At 75.1% G+C, this 24,214-nt stretch carries 25 protein-coding genes and 2 pseudogenes; 9 read left to right on the top strand and 18 right to left on the bottom strand.

The window, feature by feature from the left end; genetic code table 11:
* Nucleotides 1–17: 17 nt before the first annotated feature.
* Genes ACI79I_RS11535 through ACI79I_RS11525 form a run of 3 tightly spaced genes read right to left on the bottom strand, consistent with a single transcriptional unit; the run spans nucleotide 18 to nucleotide 1,564 of the window.
* On the bottom strand, nucleotides 18–347 hold the full coding sequence (locus ACI79I_RS11535; protein ID WP_456992477.1) for a DUF6506 family protein: 330 nt from the start codon (nucleotides 345–347) through the stop codon (nucleotides 18–20).
* Nucleotides 348–400: 53 nt separating this feature from the next.
* A complete protein-coding gene (locus ACI79I_RS11530; protein WP_456992476.1) occupies nucleotides 401–817 on the bottom strand; it encodes an SgcJ/EcaC family oxidoreductase in 417 nt (138 codons plus the stop codon).
* Between the two features lie 54 nt (nucleotides 818–871).
* Nucleotides 872–1,564 carry a cysteine hydrolase family protein gene (locus ACI79I_RS11525; RefSeq protein WP_456992475.1) on the bottom strand — a complete coding sequence of 231 codons (693 nt, stop codon included), beginning with the start codon at nucleotides 1,562–1,564 and terminating at the stop codon, nucleotides 872–874.
* Between the two features lie 262 nt (nucleotides 1,565–1,826).
* On the opposite strand from ACI79I_RS11525, the gene ACI79I_RS11520 reads away from it, so the two are divergent.
* Both ACI79I_RS11520 and ACI79I_RS11515 read left to right on the top strand, forming a co-directional pair.
* On the top strand, nucleotides 1,827–2,687 hold the full coding sequence (locus ACI79I_RS11520) for a fumarylacetoacetate hydrolase family protein (protein ID WP_456992474.1): 861 nt from the start codon (nucleotides 1,827–1,829) through the stop codon (nucleotides 2,685–2,687).
* Nucleotides 2,688–2,726: 39 nt separating this feature from the next.
* Nucleotides 2,727–4,328, top strand: a complete 1,602-nt coding sequence (locus tag ACI79I_RS11515; protein WP_456992473.1) for a Na+/H+ antiporter NhaC family protein — start codon at nucleotides 2,727–2,729, stop codon at nucleotides 4,326–4,328.
* Here the strand turns inward: ACI79I_RS11515 and ACI79I_RS11510 are convergent.
* The gene (locus tag ACI79I_RS11510) at nucleotides 4,318–4,644 is read right to left on the bottom strand and encodes a WhiB family transcriptional regulator (RefSeq protein ID WP_456992472.1); all 327 of its coding nucleotides are present in this window, start codon (nucleotides 4,642–4,644) and stop codon (nucleotides 4,318–4,320) included. The two genes, ACI79I_RS11515 and ACI79I_RS11510, sit on opposite strands and share 11 nt — an antisense overlap.
* A gap of 280 nt (nucleotides 4,645–4,924) precedes the next feature.
* On the opposite strand from ACI79I_RS11510, the gene ACI79I_RS11505 reads away from it, so the two are divergent.
* On the top strand, nucleotides 4,925–5,119 hold the full coding sequence (locus ACI79I_RS11505) for a hypothetical protein (protein ID WP_456992471.1): 195 nt from the start codon (nucleotides 4,925–4,927) through the stop codon (nucleotides 5,117–5,119).
* A gap of 18 nt (nucleotides 5,120–5,137) precedes the next feature.
* Here the strand turns inward: ACI79I_RS11505 and ACI79I_RS11500 are convergent, their stop codons facing one another.
* The 3 genes from ACI79I_RS11500 to ACI79I_RS11490 form a co-directional block, all read right to left on the bottom strand.
* Nucleotides 5,138–5,647: a phosphohydrolase gene (locus ACI79I_RS11500; protein WP_456992470.1), complete on the bottom strand. Its 510-nt coding sequence runs from the start codon at nucleotides 5,645–5,647 to the stop codon at nucleotides 5,138–5,140.
* Nucleotides 5,648–5,758: 111 nt separating this feature from the next.
* Nucleotides 5,759–7,363 (bottom strand): AMP-binding protein, encoded by a 1,605-nt coding sequence (locus ACI79I_RS11495; RefSeq protein ID WP_456992469.1) that lies wholly within the window; start codon nucleotides 7,361–7,363, stop codon nucleotides 5,759–5,761.
* 130 nt (nucleotides 7,364–7,493) lie between these two features.
* Nucleotides 7,494–8,261 carry a dihydrodipicolinate synthase family protein gene (locus ACI79I_RS11490; protein ID WP_456992468.1) on the bottom strand — a complete coding sequence of 256 codons (768 nt, stop codon included), beginning with the start codon at nucleotides 8,259–8,261 and terminating at the stop codon, nucleotides 7,494–7,496.
* Nucleotides 8,262–8,374: 113 nt separating this feature from the next.
* Between ACI79I_RS11490 and ACI79I_RS11485 the strand changes: the two genes are divergently transcribed.
* Complete coding sequence (locus ACI79I_RS11485; RefSeq protein WP_456992467.1) at nucleotides 8,375–8,992, top strand: polysaccharide deacetylase family protein; 618 nt, start codon at nucleotides 8,375–8,377, stop codon at nucleotides 8,990–8,992.
* A 40-nt stretch (nucleotides 8,993–9,032) separates the two neighbouring features.
* On the opposite strand, the gene ACI79I_RS11480 is transcribed toward ACI79I_RS11485, so the two are convergent.
* The 5 genes from ACI79I_RS11480 to ACI79I_RS11460 are packed head-to-tail and all read right to left on the bottom strand — an operon-like array spanning nucleotide 9,033 to nucleotide 14,259.
* Nucleotides 9,033–9,797 (bottom strand): enoyl-CoA hydratase/isomerase family protein, encoded by a 765-nt coding sequence (locus ACI79I_RS11480; protein WP_456992466.1) that lies wholly within the window; start codon nucleotides 9,795–9,797, stop codon nucleotides 9,033–9,035.
* Entirely contained in the window at nucleotides 9,794–10,312 is a 519-nt protein-coding gene (locus ACI79I_RS11475) for a nuclear transport factor 2 family protein (protein ID WP_456992465.1), read from the bottom strand. Before ACI79I_RS11475 ends, ACI79I_RS11480 begins: the two co-directional genes overlap by 4 nt.
* Nucleotides 10,313–10,355: 43 nt before the next feature.
* A complete protein-coding gene (locus tag ACI79I_RS11470; protein WP_456992464.1) occupies nucleotides 10,356–10,952 on the bottom strand; it encodes a (2Fe-2S)-binding protein in 597 nt (198 codons plus the stop codon).
* Complete coding sequence (locus ACI79I_RS11465; RefSeq protein WP_456992463.1) at nucleotides 10,949–11,782, bottom strand: FAD binding domain-containing protein; 834 nt, start codon at nucleotides 11,780–11,782, stop codon at nucleotides 10,949–10,951. Before ACI79I_RS11465 ends, ACI79I_RS11470 begins: the two co-directional genes overlap by 4 nt.
* Nucleotides 11,779–14,259, bottom strand: coding sequence for a xanthine dehydrogenase family protein molybdopterin-binding subunit (locus ACI79I_RS11460; RefSeq protein WP_456992462.1), 2,481 nt, complete (start codon nucleotides 14,257–14,259; stop codon nucleotides 11,779–11,781). The genes ACI79I_RS11465 and ACI79I_RS11460 overlap by 4 nt, the downstream gene beginning before the upstream one ends.
* Before the next feature lie 204 nt (nucleotides 14,260–14,463).
* On the opposite strand from ACI79I_RS11460, the gene ACI79I_RS11455 reads away from it, so the two are divergent.
* Nucleotides 14,464–15,060, top strand: a complete 597-nt coding sequence (locus ACI79I_RS11455) for a TetR/AcrR family transcriptional regulator (RefSeq protein ID WP_456992461.1) — start codon at nucleotides 14,464–14,466, stop codon at nucleotides 15,058–15,060.
* Between the two features lie 40 nt (nucleotides 15,061–15,100).
* On the opposite strand, the gene ACI79I_RS11450 is transcribed toward ACI79I_RS11455, so the two are convergent.
* Complete coding sequence (locus tag ACI79I_RS11450; protein WP_456992460.1) at nucleotides 15,101–15,934, bottom strand: cyclase family protein; 834 nt, start codon at nucleotides 15,932–15,934, stop codon at nucleotides 15,101–15,103.
* A 179-nt stretch (nucleotides 15,935–16,113) separates the two neighbouring features.
* Nucleotides 16,114–17,094 (bottom strand): annotated as a pseudogene (locus ACI79I_RS11445) (fumarylacetoacetate hydrolase family protein); the annotation flags it as partial.
* 71 nt (nucleotides 17,095–17,165) lie between these two features.
* On the opposite strand from ACI79I_RS11445, the gene ACI79I_RS11440 reads away from it, so the two are divergent.
* On the top strand, nucleotides 17,166–18,161 hold the full coding sequence (locus ACI79I_RS11440) for an SDR family oxidoreductase (RefSeq protein WP_456992565.1): 996 nt from the start codon (nucleotides 17,166–17,168) through the stop codon (nucleotides 18,159–18,161).
* On the opposite strand, the gene ACI79I_RS11435 is transcribed toward ACI79I_RS11440, so the two are convergent.
* On the bottom strand, nucleotides 18,142–18,978 hold the full coding sequence (locus tag ACI79I_RS11435; RefSeq protein ID WP_456992459.1) for an alpha/beta fold hydrolase: 837 nt from the start codon (nucleotides 18,976–18,978) through the stop codon (nucleotides 18,142–18,144). The two genes, ACI79I_RS11440 and ACI79I_RS11435, sit on opposite strands and share 20 nt — an antisense overlap.
* A 48-nt stretch (nucleotides 18,979–19,026) precedes the next feature.
* A complete protein-coding gene (locus tag ACI79I_RS11430) occupies nucleotides 19,027–19,410 on the bottom strand; it encodes a hypothetical protein (RefSeq protein WP_456992458.1) in 384 nt (127 codons plus the stop codon).
* A gap of 186 nt (nucleotides 19,411–19,596) precedes the next feature.
* Between ACI79I_RS11430 and ACI79I_RS11425 the strand changes: the two are divergent.
* Nucleotides 19,597–20,073, top strand: a pseudogene (locus ACI79I_RS11425) (FAD-binding oxidoreductase); the annotation flags it as partial.
* Between the two features lie 19 nt (nucleotides 20,074–20,092).
* Nucleotides 20,093–21,001 (top strand): hypothetical protein, encoded by a 909-nt coding sequence (locus ACI79I_RS11420; protein WP_456992457.1) that lies wholly within the window; start codon nucleotides 20,093–20,095, stop codon nucleotides 20,999–21,001.
* Nucleotides 21,002–21,035: 34 nt separating this feature from the next.
* On the opposite strand, the gene ACI79I_RS11415 is transcribed toward ACI79I_RS11420, so the two are convergent.
* Complete coding sequence (locus tag ACI79I_RS11415) at nucleotides 21,036–22,070, bottom strand: LLM class flavin-dependent oxidoreductase (protein WP_456992456.1); 1,035 nt, start codon at nucleotides 22,068–22,070, stop codon at nucleotides 21,036–21,038.
* A gap of 157 nt (nucleotides 22,071–22,227) precedes the next feature.
* Between ACI79I_RS11415 and ACI79I_RS11410 the strand changes: the two genes are divergently transcribed.
* On the top strand, nucleotides 22,228–23,610 hold the full coding sequence (locus ACI79I_RS11410; RefSeq protein ID WP_456992564.1) for a wax ester/triacylglycerol synthase domain-containing protein: 1,383 nt from the start codon (nucleotides 22,228–22,230) through the stop codon (nucleotides 23,608–23,610).
* Here ACI79I_RS11410 and ACI79I_RS11405 read toward each other — a convergent pair.
* Nucleotides 23,523–24,200 carry a M23 family metallopeptidase gene (locus ACI79I_RS11405; RefSeq protein ID WP_456992455.1) on the bottom strand — a complete coding sequence of 226 codons (678 nt, stop codon included), beginning with the start codon at nucleotides 24,198–24,200 and terminating at the stop codon, nucleotides 23,523–23,525. The two genes, ACI79I_RS11410 and ACI79I_RS11405, sit on opposite strands and share 88 nt — an antisense overlap.
* Between the last annotated feature and the right edge of the window lie 14 nt (nucleotides 24,201–24,214).

Here is a 24,214-nt window from a genome sequence, read left to right as displayed (position 1 = left end):
GGGCCCCGGACCGCTGGTCAGGGCGTCGGACCGGCCCGGTCGGCGGCGGAGCGCTCGCTGTAGGACGCCGCGCCGCTCACCGAGTCGACCGCGAAGGTCACGTGGCCGACCGGGACCCGGCCCGCCACGGCGCCCGCCACGGCGGCGGCCGCGGCGAGACCGAACCCACCGCACAGCTCGATGAGCTCGACCCCCTCGTCGACGAGGGCTCGTGCCACCTCGGCGGCCACCGCCGCGTCGGGGACGGGGACCAGCAGCGTCCGCTGCCCGCTCCGGTCGATGACCACACGGTCGAGGGCCGGGTCGGTGCCGGGGTGCTCGTAGACGTAGGCCCAGCTGACGGTCACGGATCCCTCCGGTTCTCCTCGCGTCCGTCCCGGACGGCAGGTGGTCGGGGTGGTCACTGGTGGACGAGCGTGTTCTGGCGGGCCAGCACCTGCCAGCGCCCGTCGCGCCGGACGAAGACGTACAGCGCGGTCATCGCGTGTCCGACGTCGAGGGGGCGGCCGTCGGCGTCGGTCACCCGGGCGTGCTCCTGGAGCACGGCGACGTCCGGTGCCGGGAGGGCGACGCGGACGACGTCGTAGCGCGCGTAGTCGTAGCGCGCGTACTGGTCCCGCAGCGGCCCGCTCAGACCGCGCCGGTGGGCCTCGAGCAGGGCCTCGCGCCCCTCGGCCTCACTCCCGGCGACGGTGACCGTCCAGGCCTCGGGGAGGAAGTGCGTCACCGACAGCACCGGGTCCTTTGTGTTGGACCCGCGTTCGATGTCCGCGATGACGGCTGCCCACTGGTCCCTGTCGGCGTCCCGGTTCCCCATGACCCCTCCGATCCCACGCCTGGTCCCAGCGTCGGAGGTGCAGCGCACTCGAGGTCAAGCGCCCCGCTCTGACGAGGACGGCGGCAGCGACTCGGGGCCGGCCAGGCGGCCGACGATGTCGGAGGTCGGCGCGTGGACGACCCCCATGAGCGCGGCCTCCTCCAGGTGGGAGGGCCGTACCCCGGAGACGGCGTCGGAGGCGATCAGCACGCGGTAGTCCCGCGCGCTGGCGCCGTAGACGGTCGCCCGCGGGCAGTTCGGGTAGTTGCACCCCGCGAGGACGACGGTGGTGACCCCGAGTCCGCGCAGGTGGTCGTCGAGCGGGGTGCGGTGGAAGGCGTCCCAGCGGGGCTTCCACACCGCCCACTCGCCGTCCGCCAGGGCCTGCACCACACCGGCACGCAGCTGGTCCGGGTCGAGCGGCGCCGCGCCCGGGGGACGCAGCTCCGGGACGATCTGGGAGCCCGCCGAGCCCGGGCGCACCACCGGCGCGCCGGACGCGATCAGCGTGCGCCGGACCAGGTCGACGTCCTGCCCCTCGTACAGCCGCACGACGTGCACGACCGGGCGGCCGGCGTCCCGGTAGGCCCGCAATAGCGCGGCGATCCCGGGGACCACCTCGCTGGTCCCCGGGATCGGGCTGGCGCCGCCGTCGACGAAGTCCACCTGCGTGTCGATGACCACCAGTGCGGAGCGGTCGAGCTCGGGGGCGATGTGCGGGTCGAGGTCCTCCGGCCAGGCGCCCATGCGTGCTCCCTCCGGGTCGTGCGGTGGCGCGGTGCGAGTCCGTGCCGCCACTGTGGCGCAGCGGCCGCGCGACGTCACGGGACCGCGCGACGTCCGGGCTCCGCGGCGTGGCCCGTCCGGGTGGTCGGGCCCCGGCGCTGGTCCTGCTCCCTTGACGTTCAGGAACTCATCCGTCCACGATGCGCGACGTGACGCACATCACTCCACGTCCTGGTCGCCGGACCGGTGCACGCACCGCCGATCGGACCCAGGGGGCTCCCCGGTGAGGCTCGTGTCCTTCGCCGGCGAGGGCGGGGTGCGCCTGGGGGTCGAGACCGCGGCGGGCGTGGTGGACGTCCGCGCGGCCGCTCCCGGCGCCCCGGCCACGGTGCGGGAGCTCATCGCGGCCGGCCCCGAGGCGCTGGAGGACCTGCGGCAGGCCGTGGACTCCGCGACCGACGCCGTGCCGATCGAGCAGCTCCGGCTGGCCGCGGCCGTCCCGGACCCCGGGAAGATCATCTGCGTCGGCCTCAACTACTCGAAGCACGCCGCGGAGGGCGGGCAGCCGGTCCCCGAGCGGCCGATCTACTTCGCCAAGTTCCAGAACAGCCTGGCCGGCTCCGGGGAGGACGTGGTCATCCCGGCGGCGACGAGCAGGGCCGACTACGAGGTCGAACTGGTCGCCGTCATCGGGCGGCGGGCCCGGAAGCTGTCCCCGGAGCAGGCGCTGGACGCCGTCTTCGGCTACGCCACCGGCAACGACCTGTCCGCCCGCGAGCTGCAGATGCGCAGCAGCCAGTGGACGTACGGCAAGGCGATCGACGGCTTCGCGCCGTTGGGCCCCTACCTCGTCACCGCCGACGAGGTCCCCGACCCCCAGGCGCTGGACCTGCAGTGCTGGGTCAACGGGGAGCTGCGGCAGAGCTCGAACACCCGGGACATGGTGTTCTCCGTCGCCGACCTGGTCAGCGACCTGTCCCAGGTCATGACCCTCGAGCCCGGGGACGTCGTCTACACCGGCACCCCGGAGGGCGTGGTCATGGGCATGGCCGACCCCGTCTGGCTGCAACCGGGCGACGAGGTGGTCTGCGAGGTGCAGGGGCTGGGGCGCCTGGTGACCCGCCTGGTGGCCGACTCGACCTGACCGACCTCGCCCGCACCACCCCACCGCCGAGGAGCGCCCGTGGAACCGTCGCTGCTGTCCCTGCTGCCTCCCCTGGTCACGATCGTCCTGGCCATCACCACCCGGCGGATCCTGGTCTCGCTGGGCGTCGGCATCGTCCTGGGCGCGCTGCTGTTCGCCCAGTGGGACGTCGGGACCGCCGTGGACCTGGTGGTCGACACGGCCGGCGGGTTGGTCGTCGCCGACGGGGAGGTGGCCGAGGAGGTCTACATCCTCGCCGTCGTCGTGCTGCTGGGCGTCCTCACGTCGTTCATCTACGTCTCCGGCGGACTCCTGGCCTTCGCCTCCTGGGCGGTCACCAAGGTCCGGACGCGGGTGCAGGCGGCCTTCGTGCCCGTCGTCATCGGCTTCGTGATCTTCTTCGACGACGCGTTCAGCAGCCTGGTCGGTGGCACGGTCAGCCGGTCGATCACCGACCAGTACCGGATCTCCCGCGCGAAGCTCTCCTACTTCGTCGACTCCACCGCGGCGCCGGTCATCATCCTGGTGCCGATCTCGGGCTGGGCCGCCTTCATCGCCGCCACGATGACCGGCATCCTCGACGAGAACGGCGTCACGGACATGAACGGCTACGAGGCGTTCCTCCGGACCATCCCGGCGATGTTCTACCCGATCACGGCGCTGCTGCTCGTCATCGCGGTCGCCTGGCTCACCATCGACCTGGGGCCGATGCGGCGGCACGAGCGGGCCGCGATCGAGCGGGGCGTGCTGTTCGACGACAGCCGGGGAGCCGTGCCCGGGGAGACCGACCGGAACCTGCCGACGCGGGGCGACGGGCGGATCGGTGATCTGCTCTGGCCGGTGGCCACGCTGCTGGGGGTCACCGTCGTCGGCGCGGTCTGGCTGGGGATCGCCGGAGCAGAGGGCTCGCTGAGCCCGATGGACATCCTCACCAACACCGACGTGATCCTCGCGCTGTTCTACGGGACCATCGCCGCCACGCTCGTCTCGGCGGCGATCCTCGTGGCGCGCCGGACGCCGGGCGGCCTGCTCGGCCGGGTGGCCTGGGCCGGTGTCCGGTCGATGCTCATGGCCGCGGCGGTGCTCTTCCTGGCCTGGATGACCGCCGAGATCATCTCCGAACTGGGCATCGGTGAGTACCTGGCCGGGGTGGTCGACGAGGCGCTGCCGCTGGCCCTGCTGCCCGTCGTCCTGTTCGTCCTGGCGAGCTTCATCTCGTTCTCGATGGGCAGCACCTTCGGCACGTTCGGCCTGCTGCTGCCGATCGCCGGTCAGATCGCCGTGGCCCTCGACCCGGGCCTGCTGATCCCGGTCTTCGGGGCGGTCCTGGCCGGCGCCATCTTCGGGGACCACACCTCACCGCTGTCGGACACGACCATCCTGTCCTCGATCGGGTCGGGCGTGCACCTCATCGACCACGTCACCACCCAGCTGCCCTACGCCCTGGTCGCGGCCGGCGCCTCGGCGGTGGGCTTCGTGGTCTCCGGGTTCACCGAGAGCACCGGCCTCGGGCTCCTGGCGGCCGTGCTGGCCCTCGCCGGAGCCGTCGTCCTGCTGCGCGCCCGGTCCTCGGGCGTCGTGGCGGGTCCGGCGCCCGTCGAGGGCACCGGGTCCGCGCCCGGGAACGACCTCAGGCGCTGAGCGGGACCCGGCGCTGCAGGCGCAGGCGACGCCGCTCCCGCTCGGAGAGGCCGCCCCAGATGCCGAACCGCTCGTCGTTGGCGAGCGCGAACTCCAGGCACTGCGACCGCACGGGGCAGCCGGCGCACACCCGCTTGGCCTCGCGGGTGGACCCGCCCTTCTCCGGGAAGAACGCCTCCGGGTCGGTCTCGGCGCAGAGCGCGTCCAGGCGCCACGACTCGTCGCCGGCCGGGACGGGGGCGGCCCAGGACTGCGCCGGCGGCTCGGCGGGGACCGTGGGCGCGAGGGTCAGGTGCGGACGCGGGGAGGACGACACGGAGAGCTCCTCAGGGGGTCGGGACGATGCATGCCGGCGTGACGAACCGGTACGCCCTGATTTCGTTCCGTAACGCTACGGTCCCGGTGCGCCGCCGGGCACTGGCACAACGTGGAGGACATCGGCCCGCAGGCTTGGCGGGATCTGCCCGACTCGCCGGGCCGCCGTCCCACGCCGTCCGGGTCGCGTGCCCGTGGTGCCGCCCGGCGGATCCGGGGATGATCGAGGTGCCGTCGGTGAGCACCGCCGGCACGCGCGAGGGACGTACGGAGGCGCGGCCATGGCGCGCAGCGACTTCCACGTGGCGCTGGCCAATGCACTGGCGCTGGCCCTGCCGCCCGAGGTGCCGGAGGAGTACGACATCGAGGCGGTGGTCGACCAGTGCATCGCCCTCCTGGAGCGGCGGGGCTGGCGGTTCACCCGCAGTCCCTCGGCGGGCTCGAGCCGCGGGCCGGGGCCGCGACCGTCGGCGTGAGGGTGGATCGGCCCGCCGTCAGGCGAGGATGCGGCGGCCGTGGAGGCGGTCCGCGGCCTCGGCGGCCAGCAGGATCCGGCGAGCCGGGCGGTAACGGCCCTCGCGCAGGCTGCGGGCCTTCTCCGGATCCGTCCGGGCCAGTTCCGCGTTGGCGGCGAGGTTGCGCTTGTTGTCGGCCAGCTCGACCAGGCGACCGAGCGGATGGGCGGCGGCGCGGTGGATCAGTCCGGCGATGTACGGCTCGCCGGGGCGCCGCGTGACCGCGTCGATCGCCTCGACCACCACCTCCGGGACGCCGAGGGAACGCAGCCGGTCGAGGTCGTAGCGGCGATCCGGGTCGGGGTGGTCGCGGGTGTCCTCGACGATGTCGTGCAGCGCACCGGCCATCTCCGCGTGCGGGCCGTACGGACGCAGCGCCTCGGCGATCGGCTGCAGGTGCGCGAGGTAGTGGTCGCGGCCGTGCTGGTCCACCTGCCCCTCGTGCGCCCGCAGTGCCAGCAGGTGAGCATCGGGAACGGTGAAACCCACGGCCCCGAGGTTAGGCGTCGTCGCCGGACGCCGACGTCAGGACCGCGCCGTCGCGGCCGCTGTCCCCGGCGGCGGCTCTCGCCGGATGGGTGACGCGCGTGCCGCGCACCCTCAGGCCGGCTCGGGGTGCCGATCAGGCGTGAACTCCTCCCGCAGCCGGTACTTCTGGATCTTCCCGGAGCCGGTCAGGGGGAACCGGTCGACGAACCGCCAGTACCGCGGCGTCTTGTGGGGTGCCAGGCGTTCGCGGCAGTGGGCCACGAGCTCGACCTCCGTGGGCCGGGAGGCCGGCGCCGGCCGGATGAACGCGGCGACCTGCTCGCCCCAGACCGGGTCCGGGACGCCGACGACGGCCACCTCGGCCACCCCGGGGTGGACGAACAGCACGTCCTCGATCTCGCGCGGGTAGATGTTCTCGCCCCCGCGGATGATCATCTCCTTGAGCCGACCGGCGATCCGGCAGTACCCGCGCTCGTCCATGGACGCCAGGTCGCCGGTGTGCAGCCACCCGTCGGCGTCGATCGTCGCCGCGGTCTGCTCGGGCGCGTCGAAGTAGCCGGTCATCACGGCGTAGCCGCGGGTGCACAGCTCGCCGACCGTGCCCGGGGCGACGGTGGTGCCGTCCGCCGGGTCGACGATCGCCACCTCGGTCGCGGGCAGGGGGCGCCCCAGGGTCTCCGCCCGGTCGGCGGGGTCGTCGTCGGCCCGCGTCATCGTGATGCCGGGGGAGGCCTCGGTCTGCGCGTAGATGATGTGCATCGGCACCCCGAGGGCCTGCTCGACGCGGCGGACCAGCGGTGGTGGCACGGGCGCCCCGCCGGAGAGGGCCCAGCGCACCGACGTGGTGTCGGTGCGGGGGAAGTCCGGGTGCGCCAGCAGCGCGAGCAGCATCGTGGGGACGCCGGCGAAGCCGACGCTGCGCTCCTGCTCGACCATCTGCAGGTGCAGGCCGGGGTCGAAGGACGGCAGCAGCACCTGCGTGCCCAGGCTCGCGATCGACGACAGCGTGGCCAGCACGCACCCCGCGGTGTGGAACAGTGGCATGGCGTTGACCGCCGCCTCGCCGGGCCGCAGGCCCAGCACCTCGACGTAGGCCAGCCGCGCGTTGTTGGTGATGCCGCGGTGGTGCAGCACCGCGCCCTTGGGCAGGCCGGTGGTGCCGGAGGTGTACTGGATCTGCGCCGGCGCGTCCGGGGCCACGGCCGGCAGCGCCTCGGTCGGTGTCCCCGAGGCGCAGAACCGGTCCCAGTCGTCGAACAGGACGATCTCCCGCAGCTCGGGCAGGTCCGACCGCACCGCCTCGAGGGTGTCGGCCATCGGGTTGCCCCGGCACTCGCGGAGCAGGAAGACGCCGGAGGTGCGGGACTGACGCAGCACGTGGCGCAGCTCGTCGCCGCGCAGCGCGGGGTTCACCGTCACCAGGGTCAGCCCGGCCAGTGCCGCCGCCATCTCCAGGAAGACCCACTCGGGGACGTTGTTGGCCCAGACCGCGACCCGCTCGCCCGGGGCGAAGCGGCCCAGCAGCGCTCGCGCCGCCCGTTCGGAGCCGGCGAGGAGCTCGCCGTAGGACCACCGGCGGCGGTCCGGACCGGTCACCCCCTCGACCAGCGCCGTGGTGTCCGGTGCCCGCTCGGCGGCGCTCCGCAGCAGGTCACCGACCGTCTGCTCCTGCACCGCCTCGGTGCGCTCGGCAGGCCAGTACGCAGTCGTCAGCATGCGTGCCCCCTCCGTCCGGCCCCGCTCCGCCCATCGTCGGGCGGAGGCGCCCGGACCTCCACGGCCCTTGGGCCCGGGCACGGACGCGGCGAGGGCCCGGGTGCCGGCGGGGCTCAGGTGCCGACGCGACTCAGGTGCCGATGCGGGTCACCGGGGAGACCCCGAAGCGCTCGGCCACCATCCGCTTGATCCCGGCCGGGAAGTCGGCCGTCGCGGCGCGGTGCGCGGCGGTGAGCTGGACCTGGGCGCCGCCGTCCCCCGCGAACGCGGCGATGCACGGTTCGGGCGCGGCGTTGGCCAGCGCGAGCAGCGCGCCCGCGACGCCGATCGCCCCGCACATGGTCAGCAGCGTCGCGGAGCCGGTGTAGAGCTCGCCGTCGAAGACCTCGACCTCGTCGAGCAGCCGCTCCGCGTCGCCGGAGGAGTCCTTGAGACCGGAGACCGGCAGGTCGGGCAGCAGGTGCACCGGGACCCCGGGGCTGGACGCCATCGGGAAGTGGTACGCCAGCAGCGGCCGTCCCGCGGCGGTCTTCGCGATCCGCTCGTAGTACGCGCGCGGGTCGGCGACCCCGGGGGGAGACAGCGCCAGCGCGGCGTCGGCACCCGCGTCGAAGGCCTGCTCGGTCAGCGCGGCGGCGCGGGCCCCGGTCGGCGCTCCGGTGCCGGCGATCACCGGTACGTCCGCGGGCACCGCCGCGCGGACGGCGCCGACGAGGGTGCTGCGCTCCTCGGGGGTGAGCGTGGACGCCTCCCCGGTGGTCCCGGCCACCAGGACGGCCCGGACGCCGGCGTCGACCAGCCGGGCGGCCAGGTCGGCGGTCGCCGGGGCGTCCAGGTCGCCGGCGTCGTCGAAGAGGGTGACCAGCGCGACACCGACACCGGTGAAGGAGGCAGACATGGGGCCATCCTGCTCGGCCGACCGCCGGCGCGACAACGGTCGCCGCGGCGGCTCGACGCCTCCGGGCGGGTCGCCCACGCGGTGTGCCACAGTGCCGCATGAGGCGCTGGTTGGTGTCCCTCGTCGGTCCCGTGCTGCTGGTGCTGCCCACCGCGCCGGCCGCGGCGGCGGAGCAGGCGTGTGCGGCCGGGGAGGTCCGCCTGACCTTCGACGACGGACCCAGCAGCAGCGCGACCCCGCTCATCCTCGACACCCTCGCGGCTCGCGGTGTGACGGCGACGTTCTTCGTCGTCGGTGCGATGGCCGCGGCCAGCCCCGGCATCGTGCGCCGTGCCAGCGACGAGGGCCACGAGATCGGCAACCACTCCTGGAGTCACCCCGACCTCACCACGCTGGACCAGGAGCAGGTGGAGACGCAGTTCCGGCGGACCGACGACGCGATCCGGGCGGCGACCGGGACCGCTCCCACGCAGTGGCGCCCGCCCTACGGGGCCACGAACGCCGCCGTCGCCGCCACGGCCCGGGACGTCGGCCTGAGCTCGATGGTGCTGTGGACCGTGGACCCGGTCGACTGGGCCGATCCCCCCGCGACGACGATCCGGGACCGCGTGCTGCAGGCCGTGCGGCCCGACGGCATCGTTCTGCTGCACGACGGCTCCGGCGCCAACACCGCCGAGGCCCTCCCGCTGATCCTCGACGGGCTGACCGAGGAGGGGTACTGCGTCCGGTGACCGCCGGGCCGCAGGGGTCGTCGCAGTGGCACCCCGGCCGTCACCCCCAGCGTGGCGGGCGCTTCTCGGCGAAGGCCGTGCGGCCCTCGACGTGGTCGGGGTGTGCCGCGGCGTCGCCCTGGTGGCGGGCCTCCATCGCCAGGGCCGCGGCGAAGGAGAGCTCGCCGACGGCGCGGAACTGCCGCTTGGTGAGCGCCAGGGCCCGCGCCGGACCCGAGGCTAGCTCCCGGCCCAGGTCCCGCGCCCGCTCGGCGAGCCGGTCGGCGGGGACGACCTCGTCGACCAGGCCGAGCTCCAGGGCCTCGGCCGCGGGGACCGCGCGGCCGGTCGCGGCCAGCCGGAACGCCCGGGTGTAACCGAGCTCGCGCACCAGGTACCACGACGCGGCGGTGTCGGGGACCAGCCCCACCTTCGCGAAGGCACACGAGAACGACGCCGTCTCGGCCGCCAGCCGCAGGTCGCAGGAAAGGGTCAGGCCGAGACCCGCGCCCACCGCCGGGCCGTTGACCGCGGCGACCACCGGCTGGGCCATGTCCGCGATGGTCTGCGCGATCGGGTTGTAGGAGCCGGCCACCGTCTCGTCGGCGTGCTCGAGCTCCTCGACCGCGGCGAGGTCCTGGCCGACACAGAAGGCCCGTCCGGCTCCGGTGAGCACCACGGCGCGCACGCCGGCGTCCGCCGCGACCTCCCGGAGGGCGCCGACCAGGTCCCATCGCGTGTCACGCGCCAGCGCGTTGAGCCGGTCGGGGCGGTTGAGGGTGATCGTCGCGACCGCGCCGTCCCGGGTGACCTCGACGGCGCTCACCGGGCGCCGCCCGGACCGTGGGTCGCGGCCTCGGGGTGGACGGTGCTGCGCTCCGCACCGGGCACCGAGTAACCCCGCTCCGCGTAGGGGAAGCCGTCGAGCTCGGTGGTCTCCGGCCGCATCTGGTAGTAGGAGCGGATCTCGCGGATCAACCCGTCCGCGCACGTGAACCACTCGGCCCCCCGGGTGGCCACCCGCTCGGGTGCCCCCTCGGGCGACCACCACATCGTCCACTCGATGACCGCCTGGTCCGGGGTCGCGCAGATGCTGTCGACCACCCACCGGGCCTGCAGCATCCCGGTGACCCGGCGCCAGTAGCGGGCCAGGTGCTCGGCCCCCTCCACGGCCGTCGACCCGGTGTTGGGCGCGAGGAACCAGTGGACGACGTCGGGATGGAGGGTCCCCAGGATCAGGTCGACGTCGCCGTCGCTGCAGCCGTCGTAGTAGCGGCTGATGAGCGCGGTCCAGGCGGCGGTCGGGTCGGCCGCCGTCCGGGGGTCGGCCAGGTCGGCCATGCGGTGTCCTCTCAGGCGTGGCGGCGGGAGCCGGAGGCGGTCGTCAGTGGTGCAGCGTGCAGGCGTCGGCTGGTCGCGGTCCCCCGGGCTGCGCGGCGGGTCGGCCGGCCGTGCCGTTGGCCCGTCGGCGCTGCGCGGCGTCGAGCGCGGCCTTGACCAGGTTGACGTAGCCGGTGCAGCGGCACAGGTTGCCGACCAGGGCGTCACGGACGTCCTGCTCGCTCGGGTCGTCCTCGGCGTCGAGCAGGTCCCGCGTGGCGAACAGGTGACCGGGGAGGCAGAAGCCGCACTGGAAGGCGTCGTTGTCCCAGAAGGCCTGCTGGACCTCGTCCAGCCCGCCGTTGGGTCCGCCGACGCCTTCGATCGTGGTGAGCTCGGCTCCGTCGGCCGAGGCGGCCAGCACCAGGCACGACTTCGTGATCTCGCCGTCGACCTGCAGCGTGCAGGCGCCGCAGTCGCCGTTGTAGCAGCCGATCTTCGTGCCGATCAGACCGAGCTGGCCGCGGACCACCTCGACGAGGAGCTGACGGTCGTCGATGCGGACCCGCCTCCGCCGGCCGTTCACGGTCAGGGTGATGACGCGACCGGGGACGTCCTCGACGTCCTCGGGGAGGGGGGACGGGGTCTGGTCGACGGTCATGCGGGCACTCCCTCGAGTTCGGAGACGGCGCGGGCGGCGACGGCGCCCGCGATGCGGGCCCGGTAGTCACCGGGAGCGAGGACGTCGGTCCACGGTGCGGTGACCGCGCTGCGGACGCGGTCGGCCAGCGCCGCCCGGTCCACGGGGCCGTCGGTGACCAGGTCGGACACGTCCACGTGCAGGGGAGTGGCCTGGACGCTGCCGAGGGTCACGGTCATCGAGCCGTCGGACCGGCGTGCGGTCGCGGTGGCGATCGGCCAGCTTCCGGAGCTGTGCTTGACCTTGGCGTAGCCGGTCGTGGCAGCCGTGCGCGGCACGGTGATGGCCCGCAGGAACTCACCGGTGCCCAGGGTGGTGGCGAACGCGTCGACGTAGAAGTCCGCCGCGCGTACCTCTCGTTCGCCGTCCGGCCCGCTGAGCCGGAAGGTGGCGTCGACGCCGACCAGGGCCGCGGGCGCGTCCGACCCCGGCATCGCGAAGCAGGCGGAGCCCGCCAGCGTGCCGGTGTTGCGGATCTGCCGGCCACCGGTCACCCCGTGTGCGACCCGCCGCAGGTGCGGGGCGGCCTGACCGAGGTCGGCGGACCGGAGGACGTCGGCGTAGGTCACGAGTGCCTCGAGGACGACCTGCTCGTCGGTCACCTCGATGCTGCGCAACCCGAGCCCGCGGAGGTCGACCACGTGGCCGACGTGTACCTGGTCGCGGTTCATCTGTGGCAGCAGCTGGGTGCCGCCACCGAGCACGGCGACGTCCCCGGCGTGCGCCACCAGCAGGGCGCTGACCTCCTCGGGCGTGGTCGGCCGGTGGTAGCGCAGTGCTGTGCGGATCACCGGGCGCCTCCGCGGGTGGTGGCCGCGTCGAGGGCGGCGAGGACGTGAGGGGGGTTCAGCGGCAGCTGGTGGGCCGTCGCCCCGAGCGGGCGCAGCGCGTCGTTGACGGCGTTGACGCAGGCGGCCAGGCCGCCGCCGACGCCGCTCTCGCCGGCGCCCTTCGTGCCGAGCAGGGTGAAGGGGCTCGGCGTGTGCTGGGAGTCCAGCCGGATGGTGGGCAGGTCGCCGGCGCGGGGGGTCAGGTAGTGCTTGAACTGGGTGGCGACCGGCAGCCCGTCGTCGGTGTAGGGCTGGTGCTCCCAGAGGGCGCCGCCGATGCCCATGCTGATGGCCCCGTAGAGCTGCCCCTCGACGAAGCGCGGACTGACGACGTTGCCGCAGTCGTCCACGGCGTGGAACTCGAGCAGGTCCACGACGCCGGTCTCGGGGTCGACGTCGACGACCGCCACGTGCGCGGAGTACGGGAAGCTCGGGTACGCGCTGAACCGGCCCTGGTCGTCGGGTGCGTGGTGGAAGTTGTGCGGCAGGTCCACGCGGGTGACCTCGAGCAGGGGCTGGTCCAGGCCCGGCGCGGCGAGTCCCCGGCGGTACACCGTCTCGGCCACCTCCGCGAAGGCCAGGCCCGCCGTCCGATCGCTCGCGGAGGTGACCCTGCCGTCGGCGAAGCGCAGGTCGCCGGCGGGGCGGTCGAGGAGGGCAGCCGCGGCGTCGGCCATCCGACTGCGGATCTCCCGGGCGGCCAGGACGGCGGCCGCACCGCCCGTGGCAAGGCTGCGGCTGGTGAAGTTGCCGAACCCGTACGGGCAGGTGTCGGTGTCGCCCTGGACGACGCTCACCTGTTCGCTGGGGATGCCGAGCTCCGCGGCCACCAGGTGCGCGATGCTGGTTTCGTTGCCGGTCCCGGGGCTCGTCACGCCGGTCAGGACGGTGACGGCGCCACTGGGGTAGACCCGGACCGTCGAGGTGTCGAACCCGCGGACGAAGCTCCCCGCGAAGTCGCCGCCCTCGGGTGTGAGCTCGAAGGCCAGGCCGACGCCGAACAGCCGGCCTCCGGCACGCGCCTGCTCCTGACGAGCGCGCAGGGCGGGGTAGTCGGACAGCACGAGCACCTTGTCCAGGGCGCCGGCGTAGTCGCCGCTGTCGAGGTGCTTGGCGGCGGTCCAGAAGGGGAACTCGTCCGCGGGGATGAAGTTGACCCGCCGCACCTCGGCCGGGTCCAGCCCTCGCTCTGCGGCGATGAGGTCGACCATGCGCTCCAGGGCGAGGCAGGCGGTCTCCTTGCCGTAGCCCCGGGCTCCGTTCCAGGGGGCCTTGTTGGTGACGACGGCGTGCGACCGGATGTCGTAGTCGGCGACCTTGTACGGCCCCGGGAAGGTCATCCCGGCCGGGAAGGTCATGCTCCAGCCGCCCCAGGTGCCCAGGGCGCCGATGTTGCCGACGACCCGGTCCTGGATCCCGAGGATCCGTCCGGTGTCGTCGTAGCCGACGGTGAACCGGTGCGAGAACTCCCGCGCCCCCACGAGCAGGGCGTCCGCGCGGGTCTCCACCCACTTGACCGGGCCTCCGGCGGCGCGTGCCAGCAGGCAGACCAGGGGCTCCTCCGGGTAGCCGTTGAACTTGTGGCCGAACCCGCCGCCCAGGCGGGTGGCGATCACCCGGATGCGGTCCTCCGGCAGCCCCAGGACGGTGGAGAGGTTGGTGCGCAGGGGGTGCGGGTTCTGCGTCGAACCCCAGAACGTCAACCTGCCGGCCCGGTCCCAGCTGGCGATGTAACCGCGGGTCTCCATGGGGGCGGTGTGGTGGCGCTGGGTGTGCAGCTCGCCGGAGAGCTGGTGAGGGGCGGCTGCGATGGCCGCGGCCGCGTCCCCTTCGGCGAACGGGAAGACCGCGAGGACGTTGTCGCCCCACTCCTCGAAGACCAGCGGCGCGCCGGGGGCCATCGCGTCCTCGGCGTCGACGACCGCGGGCAGGACCTCGTACTCGACGTCGACGAGCGCCAGGGCGGCCTCGGCGTCGGCGAGCGTCTCGGCCGCCACGGCCGCGACCGCCTCACCGACGTAGGTCACCTTCTCGCCGGCCAGCATCCGGAAGGTGCTGGTCTTGCCGCCCACGATCGAGGGCTCGAAGAAGGCCGGCAGGGGAGCGGCCTGGGCGTCGGCGTCCGCCGGGGTGAGCACGGCGCGCACGCCGCGGGCCCGCCGGGCCGCGGTCGCGTCCACGCGCAGGACCCGGGCATGGGGGTGCGGGCTGCGCAGCACGGCGGCGTGCAGCAGGCCGGGTAGCGCGACGTCGTCGAGGAACTCCGCCCGACCGGTCAGCAACAGGTCGCCGTCCCGGCGCAGAGGGTGGGTCCGGCCGGGGGAGGGCTCCCGGTCGACGGCGGTGTCGTCGTCGGCCTCCGGCGTGACGGCGAAGGGCGGCGGCGTGGTGGCCTCGCCGTCGTCGCGGGGACGGGGACGAGGGGGCGACTGGGTCACGGGCTGGTCCTTCCCGGCACGCCGATGTGCCACCGAGGGTTCTACCTTCCGGCCGGTAGGCGAGTGTTGTGGCGCACCTCACGCCTGTCAAGGAGGCCGGGGTCCACCCGCGCAGGGGACGCCCGGCTACCGGCCGGTTGGTAGGTTCGGCCGCTGACGGCGACCGCCGTCGTAGCGCGCGCCGGCGAGGAGCGGGGACCTGACATGGCCGACCGGACCGACGGGGTCTCGCGTCGAGCGCAGATCATCGACGTGGCCGCCCGGCTCTTCGAGCAGCGCGGCTACCACGAGACGAGCATGGAGGTGCTCGCCCAGGAGGTGGGCATCCGGAAGGCGTCGCTGTACTACTACTTCTCCAACAAGGACCTCATCCTCGTGGAGATCCACGAGGAGATGATCGACCACCTGCTGGTCCGGGCCCGCGAGCGGGCCGGTTCGCCGGTGGAGCGGCTCGACGGCATCGTCTTCGACCTGGTCAGCCTGATGGAGCTCTACCCCGGCCGGCTGCGGATCTTCTTCGAGCACTACCGGGAGCTGCCCGCGGAGCAGCGGCGCGGGATCACGGTCAAGCGGGACGAGTACCACGGGCTGCTCCTGGCGACCCTGCGGGACGGCGTCGCCGACGGGAGCTTCGCCATCGAGGACGTCGAGGTCGCCGCGCTGGCGATCCTCGGGATGTGCAACTGGACCTACCAGTGGCTGCGACCCGGTGGCGCGCTCAGTGCCCGTCAGGTGGCCGACCGGTTCCTGACGCTCGTGCTCCAGGGGATCCGCGCGCCCTCGACCGTGCCCGGTCGGTAGTCCGACCGCCCGCCACGGGGGAGCCGCCGACACGGGCCCGTCAGCGGACGGCCAGGGCGCTCACCGGGGAGCCGATGCCCCCGGTGAGCGGCAGCGGGTCGGCGCAGAAGAAGAAGTCGGAGTGGCCGTCGCCCGCGCAGGCCCGGGCGATCGCCTCGAGGTCGAAGATCTCGCCGATCGCCAGCCCCATGTGGGTCAGGCCGACGATGTGGAAGGGTTGGAAGAAGCCGATCTCGTTCGGCCGGACCTCGACCCCCCAGGTGTCGGTGGCCACGGCGGCGACCTCCCGCTCGTGCAGCCAGGGGAGGGTGTGCAGCGACAGGCCGGGCGCGTCCCCGCCGCGGCCGAAGTCGCCCCAGTCCCTGCGGCGGTGCTCCAGGAAGCCGGTGCGGACCACGAGCGCGTCGCCGGTGCGCACCTCCACCCGCTGCCGGGCGCAGGCGGCCTCCAGGTGCTCGACGGTGATCGGGGTGCCCTGCGCGAGGTGGTCGACCCCCAGGAGGCGGGGGACGTCCAGCAGGACGCCGCGGGTGACGAGGCGGCCGTGGTAGTGCTCGATGCCGTTGTGCCGGGCCCCGTGGCTGTCCACCTCGGCTGCCGAGCGGCCGTTGTACATGCACCCGTCGAAGAAGACGTGGGCCAGGGAGTCCCACTGCGTCCCGACCTGGGTCGGGGTGACCAGGTAGTCGTCGGCGTACCCCATGCCGCGGGCCGGCCCCCAGGACCCGGGCAGGGGGTCCTGTCGCCCGGCCAGGTAGTCGGTCCCCGTGGCCAGCGGGAACAGCTGCGGGTTGTTGCGTCCGATCCCACCGATCTGGGGGCCGGCGGAGTCGTAGGGAGGGTCATCGACACCACCTCGCCGGTGCGGATGCACTCCCGAGCGGCGAGGACCTGCTGGGGACCGATGTGGTTGAGCGTGCCGCGCTGGTCGTCGGGCCCCCAGCGGCCCCAGTTGCTCAGCCGGTCGATCATCGCCCGCAGCAGGACCTCGTCGGCGTCGCCGCCGGCCGCTCCCTGCCCGGCCTCAGCCACGCGCGCGCCGATGGTGTTGCGCAGGACGCCGATGCCCTCGGCCTCCAGTTCCACGACGTCGCCGGGCTGGAGCCAGGGGAAGGCCTCGCCGCCGTGCAGGCCGGCCAGTTCCATGATGCAGCCGGTGGCCGCCGTCCCGGACCCCAGGACGTCACCCGGCCGCAGCCGGGACGCCGTCGAGGCGTGCGCGATGAGCCGGGCGAACGAGTGCTGCATGTTCCCGAGGTCGTCCCCGCCGTACTCGCGGCCGTTCACGCGGGCCCGCACCCGGCTGCGCGGAGCACCCGGTGCGCCCCCGAGCTCGTCCGGTGTGGCCAGGCACGGGCCGAGGGCGTGCGCGAAGTCCTTGCACTTGCTCGGCCCCAGCCCCAGGGCCATCTCGACCCGCTGCACGTCCCGGGCCGAGAAGTCGTTGAACAGCGTGTACCCCGCGATCAGGTCGGGCGCCTCCTCGACCGACACGTCGCTGCCGCCCCGCCCCAGCACGACGGCGACCTCGAGCTCGTAGTCCAGGCACTCGGTCTCCGGGCGGGGGATCTCGGCGTCCGGTCCGTGCACCACCGCGGGGTTGGTGAAGTAGAAGACCGGCGTGCGGTACCACTCGGCCGGGATGTCAGCGGCCCCGGTCTGGCCGAGGAGGAAGTTGGCGTAGTGGTCCTCGAAGGTGAGGAAGTCCCGGATGCTGGCCGGCTGAGCCAGCGGCGACAGGAGGGTCACCTCATCGACCGGCACCGCCGGCCCGGTCTCGTCGGGCCGCTGCCGACTCATCGCGATCTCGAGCAGCCGCGCGTCGCCGTCCTGGTCGGCCGGGGCCACGGGGACGACGGTCCCGCCCGACAGGACGCCGATGGAGGCCGGACCCTCCGCGGTGGTGAACCGGACCAGGCGCACTGCCGTCTCCTTCGGTCGACCGGTCTGGCGGCCCGACCGTAGCGCCCCTACCGTCCGGACGGTAGACGGGCGCACGGTGCGATGACGCGGCCGGTGTCGCTCGCGCCACATCCGGGCCCAGGGCCGTTCGCCGGCTCCCGGCGGGGTACGGGACGACGATGCCGAAGCCTCAGTTGAAGCCAGTGCACGAGCAGGTCGTCGTCGTCATGGGCGCATCCAGCGGGATCGGCCGGGCGACTGCTGCCCGGTTCGCCGCGGAGGGGGCGCGGGTCGTCGTCGCAGCCCGGGGGGAGACCGGGCTCCGGTCGCTGGTCGAGGAGATCCGGGCCGGTGGCGGGGAGGCCTGCGCGGAGGTCGCCGACGTCACCGATCCGGCCCAGGTGCGGCGGGTGGCCGAACGAGCCGTGACCGAGTACGGCCGGCTGGACACCTGGGTGCACGCCGCCGCGGTCCTGCTCGTCGCGCCGTTCGAGGAGACGACGCCGGAGGAGTTCCAGCAGGTCGTCGACGTCAACCTGATGGGCCAGGTGCACGGCGCGATGGCCGCCCTCCCGCACCTCCGCCGGCAGGGCGGCGCGCTGGTCTCCATCTCGTCGATGGGCGCGAAGCGGGGGGTGCCCCTGCAGACCGCCTACTGCGCCGCCAAGCACGGCATCGACGGGTTCGTCGAGACGCTCCGGATGGAGGTGCGGCGCGAGCAGCTGCCGGTCAGCGTCACCAACGTCATGCCCGCGACGATCAACACGCCGCTGTTCGACCAGGCCCGGACCAAGATCGGCGTCAAGCCGGTCGCCCCGCCACCGATCTACCAGCCCGACGTCGTGGTGGACGCCGTCCTGCACGCCGCGCAGCACCCCGTGCGGGACCTCGTGGTCGGCGGGTCGGCGAAGGCGCTCATCCTGGGCGAGAAGGTCGCCCCCCGCCTGCTCGACGCGCTGCTCACCCGCTTCGGGTTCGAGGCCCACGACACCGGGGAGCCCAAGGCGGCCGACGCCCCGGACAACCTGTTCGCCCCGCTGGATGGCCGGCACGACACCGCCCGGGACGGGTTCGACCGCAGCGCCTGGCCGCGCAGCCTCTACACCTCGCTGCAGCGACACCCCCTGGTCGGCCGGATCCCGCTGGCGGCCGACGCGCTGGCGCTGGCGGGGTTCGTGCTCAAGCCCGTGGTCCGGTAGGCCGCGCGGCGGTCCCGGGCCCGGCCGCGGCCACGGCGTCGTCGACGAGCCGGATCACGCGCGTGGGCACGTCGGCGACGGCGCTGTGGCCGGCGCCGGGCAGGACGCGGAAGCGCGCGCCGGGGACCAGCAGCGCCAGCCACGCGGCCTGGCTGAGCGTGAGGACGTCGTGGGTGCCCTGGGCCACGACGACCGGGCACGAGACCGACCAGTAGTCGATCGTGGCCTCGGGCAGGACGGCGTGGCGGAGCAGGCGCCAGAAGTCCTCGGCCTCCGCGAAGCCGCGGACGAGGGCCGCCGCCTCGTCGGCGGTCGTGCGCCACCCGCGCGCCCGGAGCAGACCCAGGACGGCGGTGCGGAGGACGGCCGGGCGCAGGAGCCGATCGGCGGCCGGGGCGAGCGCGCCGAAGCCGAGCCGGGTGCCGGCGAGCGCGGCCGCCTGGTAGGCGCGTTCGGGAGGGGTCAGCGGACCGGTCGGGGCGATCGCGACCACGGACCGTGCCCGCTGCCGCCGGGCCAGCTCGAGACCGAGGCGACCGCCGAGGGACACGCCCAGCACGTGCGGCGCGCCGACCCCCTGCCGGTCGAGCTCCCGCTCCACGGCGTCGGCCAGTGCCGGGACGCTGGGCCGGACCGTCCGGGGGAGGGCGGGGGACCGGCCCTGCCCGGGCAGGTCGAGGGCCAGCACGTCGTAGCGCCGGGCCAACTGCGGCACGACCGCCCGGAACTCCGCCAGCGTGCTCCCCAGACCCGGCAGCAGCACCAGGGCGGGACCGCTGCCCTCCCGGTGCACGTCCAGCCTCGTCGTCCCGTCCACGCGGCCGATCCAACACCGCCACCGGCCGGCCGGGCGCGGGGTCCGGGCTCAGGGCGCGTCGAACCAGGTCACCTCCTCCGGCGAGGCGGTGAAGGGGTTGGCCCACTCCGAGGCCGCCCCGGTGATCGGCGCGGCGTCGGTGACGACGACGAACGGCGTGCCCGGGTACACGGCGAGCACCCGCGAGGACGACGACAGGTGCTCGGTGCGCTCGACGAGCTCGCCGCGGCGGAGCTGCCGCGTCGTGCGCCGTCCGGTCAGCTCCTCCCCGACCTCGGCGACCCACACCGCCCCGTCGGAGGAGGAGAAGGCGATGGAGTGCACGCGCCGGCCGGCCGGGGCCGGCTCGCACCCGGCGAACTCGGCCAGGGCGGCGTAGAGCCGCTCCGCCTGCTCGTCGTCGCTCGCCCGCGGGAGGAAGAAGGCAGCCATGTCCCGATCCTCGCCGTCGCCACCGACAGGACGGCGGTGCCGTCGGCGGCGTCCCCGTCCGGGGCGGACGCTGCCGACCCCTGTGACGCCCGCGCCGGGGGGTGGGACGCTCGCGCCCACCGGCCAAGGGGCCGTCGGCGAGCGTGCCGCGGGGAGTCGGCGGGGACCGGGCGAGGGGAGGACCGCATGACCGTGGTGGACCTGGACGGCGTGGTCGGGGAGCTCCGGAGCGGCGTGAGCGGGCCGGTGCTCACGCCGTCGGACGACGGGTTCGGCCGGGAGGTCGCTCCGTTCGACCTCGGCGTGCGGTACCGGCCGCGGATCGTGGTGGGCGCCGCGGGCGTCGACGACGTGGCCAGGGTGCTGGCCGTCGCCGAGGAGCGCGGGCTCTCGGTCGCCGTGCTGGCCACCGGGCACGCCCCGGTCGGACCGGCCACCGCGGACGTCCTGGTCACGCTGCGGCGGATGGCGGAGGTCACGGTCGACCCCTCCACCCGGACGGCGACCGTCGGGCCGGGCGCCACCTGGGGGGACGTCCTGGCCGCCGCCACGCCGTCGGGCCTCGCGCCGCTGTGCGGGTCGGCTCCGGGCGTCGGCGTCATCGGGCTGCTCCTCGGCGGGGGGATGGGACCGGTGGCCCGCACCTTCGGGTTCTCGGCCGACCACGTCCGGGCCTTCTCGGGTGGTCACCCGGGGCGGCGAGGTGCGCGACGTCGACGCCACCGGCGACCCGGAGCTGTTCTGGGGCCTGCGTGGCGGGCGCGGCGGGCTCGGGGTCGTGACCGCGGCGACCGTGGACCTCCTGCCGCTGGCCACCCTCTACGGCGGCGCTCTGTTCTTCGGGGCGGACGACGCCGCCGCGGTGCTGCGCGGCTGTGCCGACTGGCTGGCCGCCGACCCGGTGGCCGACGCCCTCACGACCTCGGTGGCGATCATCCGGTACCCGCCGCTGGACGCGCTGCCCGCGCTGCTGCGTGGCCGGTTCGTCGTCCACCTGCGGGTGGCCTTCGCCGGACCCGCGGCCGAGGGGGAGCGGCTGGTCGCCCCGCTGCGCGCGCTGGGGACCCCGTTCCTGGACACGGTCGCCGAGATGCCCTACGCCCGGATCGGCACCATCCACGACGACCCGGTCGAGCCCGTGGCCGCAGCCTCGGGTGGACTGCTGCTGCGCACCCTCGACGGCGACGCGGTCGAGACCCTGCTGGACGTCGCCGGGCCGGCGGTCGAGGTCCCGCTGTCCCTCGTGGAGCTGCGGCACATGGGCGGGGCGCTGGCCCGGTCGCCGGTGCCGGCCGACGCGGTCACCGGGCGGGACGCGGCGATGGGGCTGTGGGTGGTCAGCGCGCCCGTGGCGGAGGCGACACCGGCCGCACTCGCCGAGGTCGCCGTCCCCGTGCGCGGGGTGCTCGACGCGCTGGCCCCGTGGAGCACCGGCGGGACGCAGGTCAACTTCCTCGGCTCGGTCAACACCGCCGAGGAGTACGAGCGGAGCTGGCCGCCCGACGTCGGCGCCCGCCTGGCGGCCCTGCGCCGGGTGACGATGGGCGACCGGATGCCGGTCCTGGACGTCGGGACCGCGCAGCTGCACTGACCGGCGCCGGGCCTCCTGCGGCCCTGGCCGGGCGTCACGGCCGCGGCGGGCCGGCCGGGGTCCCGGTCCGGAGCCTCGGCAGCACCTCGCCGGCGAACAGCTCGTCCGACGCGGCCAGGAGGTCGGGGTCGGCGTCCCGGGAGCCGGGGACCACGATCACCCGGTCCAGTCCCAGGTCGATCAGCTCGCGCAGCCGTGCCACGCAGGCGTCGGGTGGGCCCGCGACGGCGAAGCGGTCGAGGAAGGCGTCGGGCAGCAGCGTCGCGGCACTCGCCGTGGTGAGCCCGTGGGCCGCCTCGTCGTGGGCCGCCTTCACGCGCTCCACCACGGCGCGGTCCTCCTCCGGGACCACGTCGGACGGGCCCTCGCTCACGAAGTGGGCGAAGATCGCCGCGCTGCCGCGGACGAGGTCCCGGGCGACGGCGACGTCGGGGTGGACGGCGACGTTGACGAAGGCGCCGAGCGAGAGCGGCGCCCCGGTGTCCTGGACGGCGCGACGCGCCTCGGCGATCGCCCACGACACCCGCCGCGGGTCCGCGCCGACGGTGAGGTCGACCCGCCCGCACCCGCGCGCGGCGAGCGCGATGGTCCCCGGGCCGGTCGCGGCCACGGACACCGGGACCTCGGTCGCGCCGAAGGGTCCGACCCACGCCATGCGGGCGGAGATCCCACCGGGGGCGGGGACGGCCTGCCCGCGGAGGAAGCCCTGCAGCTGGTCCAGCCCGGACTGCAGCTCCTCGCTGGTCGCCGGGCGCAGCCCCAGCTGCCGGACCGCCGAGTCACCCCGGCCGAGGACGACCACCGCCCTGCCGCCCGACTCGATGTGCAGGGTGGCGACGGCCGACGCCGTGACAGCCGGGTGGCGGGTCACCGGGTTGGTGACGGCGGGGCCGAGCCGCAGCCGCTCCGTCGCCCCGGCGGCCAGGGCGAGCTCCACGTACGGGTCGCCGACGAGGTTCTCGCTGTCGGCGAGCAGGAGGCCGTCGAACCCCCAGCGCTCGGCCCGCACCGCCAGGTCGACGGCGCGGCGCGGGACGGGGAACCCGTGCAGCCAGATCTCCGGTCTCACGGGGGACCCCCGGCCGTGGTCGGGCGATGTCGACGCGCGGCACCGTACCGGTCGCCGAGGGCGGGTGTCGACGTCCCCGACCGCCGCCGCCGGAGCCGAGGGGAGCCCTGCGCGACCGGGTTGTCGCAGGCGTCCCCGGACCGGCAGGCTGCGCCCCGTGGAGGTCCCGCTGACCGCCGAGGACCGGGCCATCCTGGCCCTCGAGAGCCCGTCGCTGGTCGGGCACACGTGCACGGTGGTCCGCCTGCCGGCGGGGGCGCCGACCCTGGAGGAGCTGCGCGACGCGGTGACCCGGAGGCTCCCGGACGCGCCGCGGCTGACCTGGCGCCTGGCGGGGACCGCCGCGGAGCCGGTGTGGGCCCCGGACGAGGCGGTCGACGTCGCGGCGCACGTCGGCGCCGTCGTCGCGGACGGCCCCCTCGACCCGGCCGGGCTGCGCGGCGAGGTGGCGCGGTTGTTCGTGCAGCACCTGGACCGGCGCCGGCCGCTGTGGCGGATGGACCTGGTCGGCCCGCTCGCCGGGGGTGGCGCGGCCCTGGTGTGGCGGGTGCACCACGCCCTGGCCGACGGGACGACGGCGATGCGCCTGGCCTCCGCCGTCCTCTGGGACCCGCCGCCGGCGCCCGCGGCCGGTGGGGCCGCGCCCGGCGCCGTGCCGCCGCGCGACGACCCGCCGGCTCACCACCGCGCCGCCGTCCTGACCGGCGAGGTCCTCCCGGGGCTGCGCCGCTCACCGTTCGACGCGCGGGTGGGACCCGACCGCGAGGTCGCCTTCGCCGACGTCCCGCTGTCCGCCCTGCACGACGCCGCCCGCCGGCTGGCCGGCGCGACCGTGAACGACGCGGTGCTCGCCGTCGTCGCGGGCGCGCTGCGCCGCTGGCTGGAGCACCGGCACGGGCCGCTGCGCGACCTGCGGGTGAAGGTGCCGGTCACCCTGCACGCCGAGGGCGACTCGGTCGGCAACCGCGACTCGTACTTCCGGGTGGACCTCCCGGTCGACGAGTCGGACCCGGGAGCTCGCCTGGCCGCCGTCCGCACGGAGACCGCCCTGCGCAAGGCGCACGCCGACGCGCAGGAGCTCGACGAGCTGGTGTCCCGGACGGCCCGGATCTCACCCCGCCTGGCCGACTGGTCGCAGCGGCTGCTGCGGAGCGGGCGGGCCTTCGCCCTCAACGTGTCCAACGTCCGGGGACCCGAGGGGGAGGTGTCGGTGCTGGGCGCCCGCGTCGACACCGTCCACGCCCTCGCCGAGGTCGCGCAGCACCACGCCCTCCGGGTGGCGGTGCTCTCCGCCGCCGGCCGGCTGTGCTTCGGGCTGGTCGCCGACCCCGCGGTCGTCGGGGACCTGGACGTGCTCGCCGGTGCGCTCGAGCGGGAGGCCGCCGAGCTGGTGAAGGCCGGCACGGCGGCCGGCGGGCCCGCACCTGGGCCGCGCGCGCCGGCGGACGCCGATCACACCGGCTCGACGACCTCCGACTCGCCGGGGACGCCCCGGTCAACCACCACCGGGGGCCCGCCGGAGCGTGGCCACACCCGGTAGTCCCGGAAGGACATCGGCAGGCCGCGCGCGGTGGACGCGTCCGCGGCGTCCATTGCCTGGACGTGCACGTGCGGCTGCGTCGAGTTGCCCGAGTTCCCGCACGCGGCGACCTGCCGGCCGGCCGCGACCGGCTCGCCCTCCCGCACCTCGATCGACCCGGCGCGCAGGTGGGCGAGGACGACGTACCCGCCGCCATCGGCCAGCTCGAGGACCACGTGGTTGCCGGCGAGCGCGCCGGCACCCCCGCGGGCCCGCGCCGCCTGCGTCAGGGCGTAGCGGAGCAGGGCCGGCTGCGACCGCCGCGCCTCGTGGTCGGCCTCGCCGTCGTGGACCGACACCACCCGGCCGGGGGCGGGGGCGAGGACCGGCTGGCCGAAGGCGACGAACCGGTCCACCGGCTCGGTGGCCAGCACGGTGCGCCAGTCCCGCGTCGCCGCCGTCCGCCGTCCGCGCACGGCGATGAAGTCGATCGCGTACGTCGTGGCGAACCGGTGCGTGCCGTGGCTCGGCACGCGCCGCGCGGGGCTGTTCCGCGCCAGCCACGTGCCGCGGAACGGCAGTCCGAGCACCACCCCGTCGGATCCGGACACGGCGCCTCCCTCCG

The sequence above is a fragment of the Geodermatophilus sp. SYSU D01105 genome (assembly GCF_054050095.1).
Note: the sequence above shows the minus strand (reverse complement) of the source record. Positions and strands in the feature narration are given on the sequence as shown.

Coding starts and splice junctions, on each gene's coding strand:
- ACI79I_RS11530 (WP_456992476.1), bottom strand. CDS start 817: ATGGGGAACCGGGACGCCGACAGGGACCAGTGGGCAGCCGTCATCGCG.
- ACI79I_RS11525 (WP_456992475.1), bottom strand. CDS start 1,564: ATGGGCGCCTGGCCGGAGGACCTCGACCCGCACATCGCCCCCGAGCTC.
- ACI79I_RS11505 (WP_456992471.1), top strand. CDS start 4,925: ATGGCGCGCAGCGACTTCCACGTGGCGCTGGCCAATGCACTGGCGCTG.
- ACI79I_RS11495 (WP_456992469.1), bottom strand. CDS start 7,363: ATGCTGACGACTGCGTACTGGCCTGCCGAGCGCACCGAGGCGGTGCAG.
- ACI79I_RS11490 (WP_456992468.1), bottom strand. CDS start 8,261: ATGTCTGCCTCCTTCACCGGTGTCGGTGTCGCGCTGGTCACCCTCTTC.
- ACI79I_RS11475 (WP_456992465.1), bottom strand. CDS start 10,312: ATGGCCGACCTGGCCGACCCCCGGACGGCGGCCGACCCGACCGCCGCC.
- ACI79I_RS11470 (WP_456992464.1), bottom strand. CDS start 10,952: ATGACCGTCGACCAGACCCCGTCCCCCCTCCCCGAGGACGTCGAGGAC.
- ACI79I_RS11455 (WP_456992461.1), top strand. CDS start 14,464: ATGGCCGACCGGACCGACGGGGTCTCGCGTCGAGCGCAGATCATCGAC.
- ACI79I_RS11430 (WP_456992458.1), bottom strand. CDS start 19,410: ATGGCTGCCTTCTTCCTCCCGCGGGCGAGCGACGACGAGCAGGCGGAG.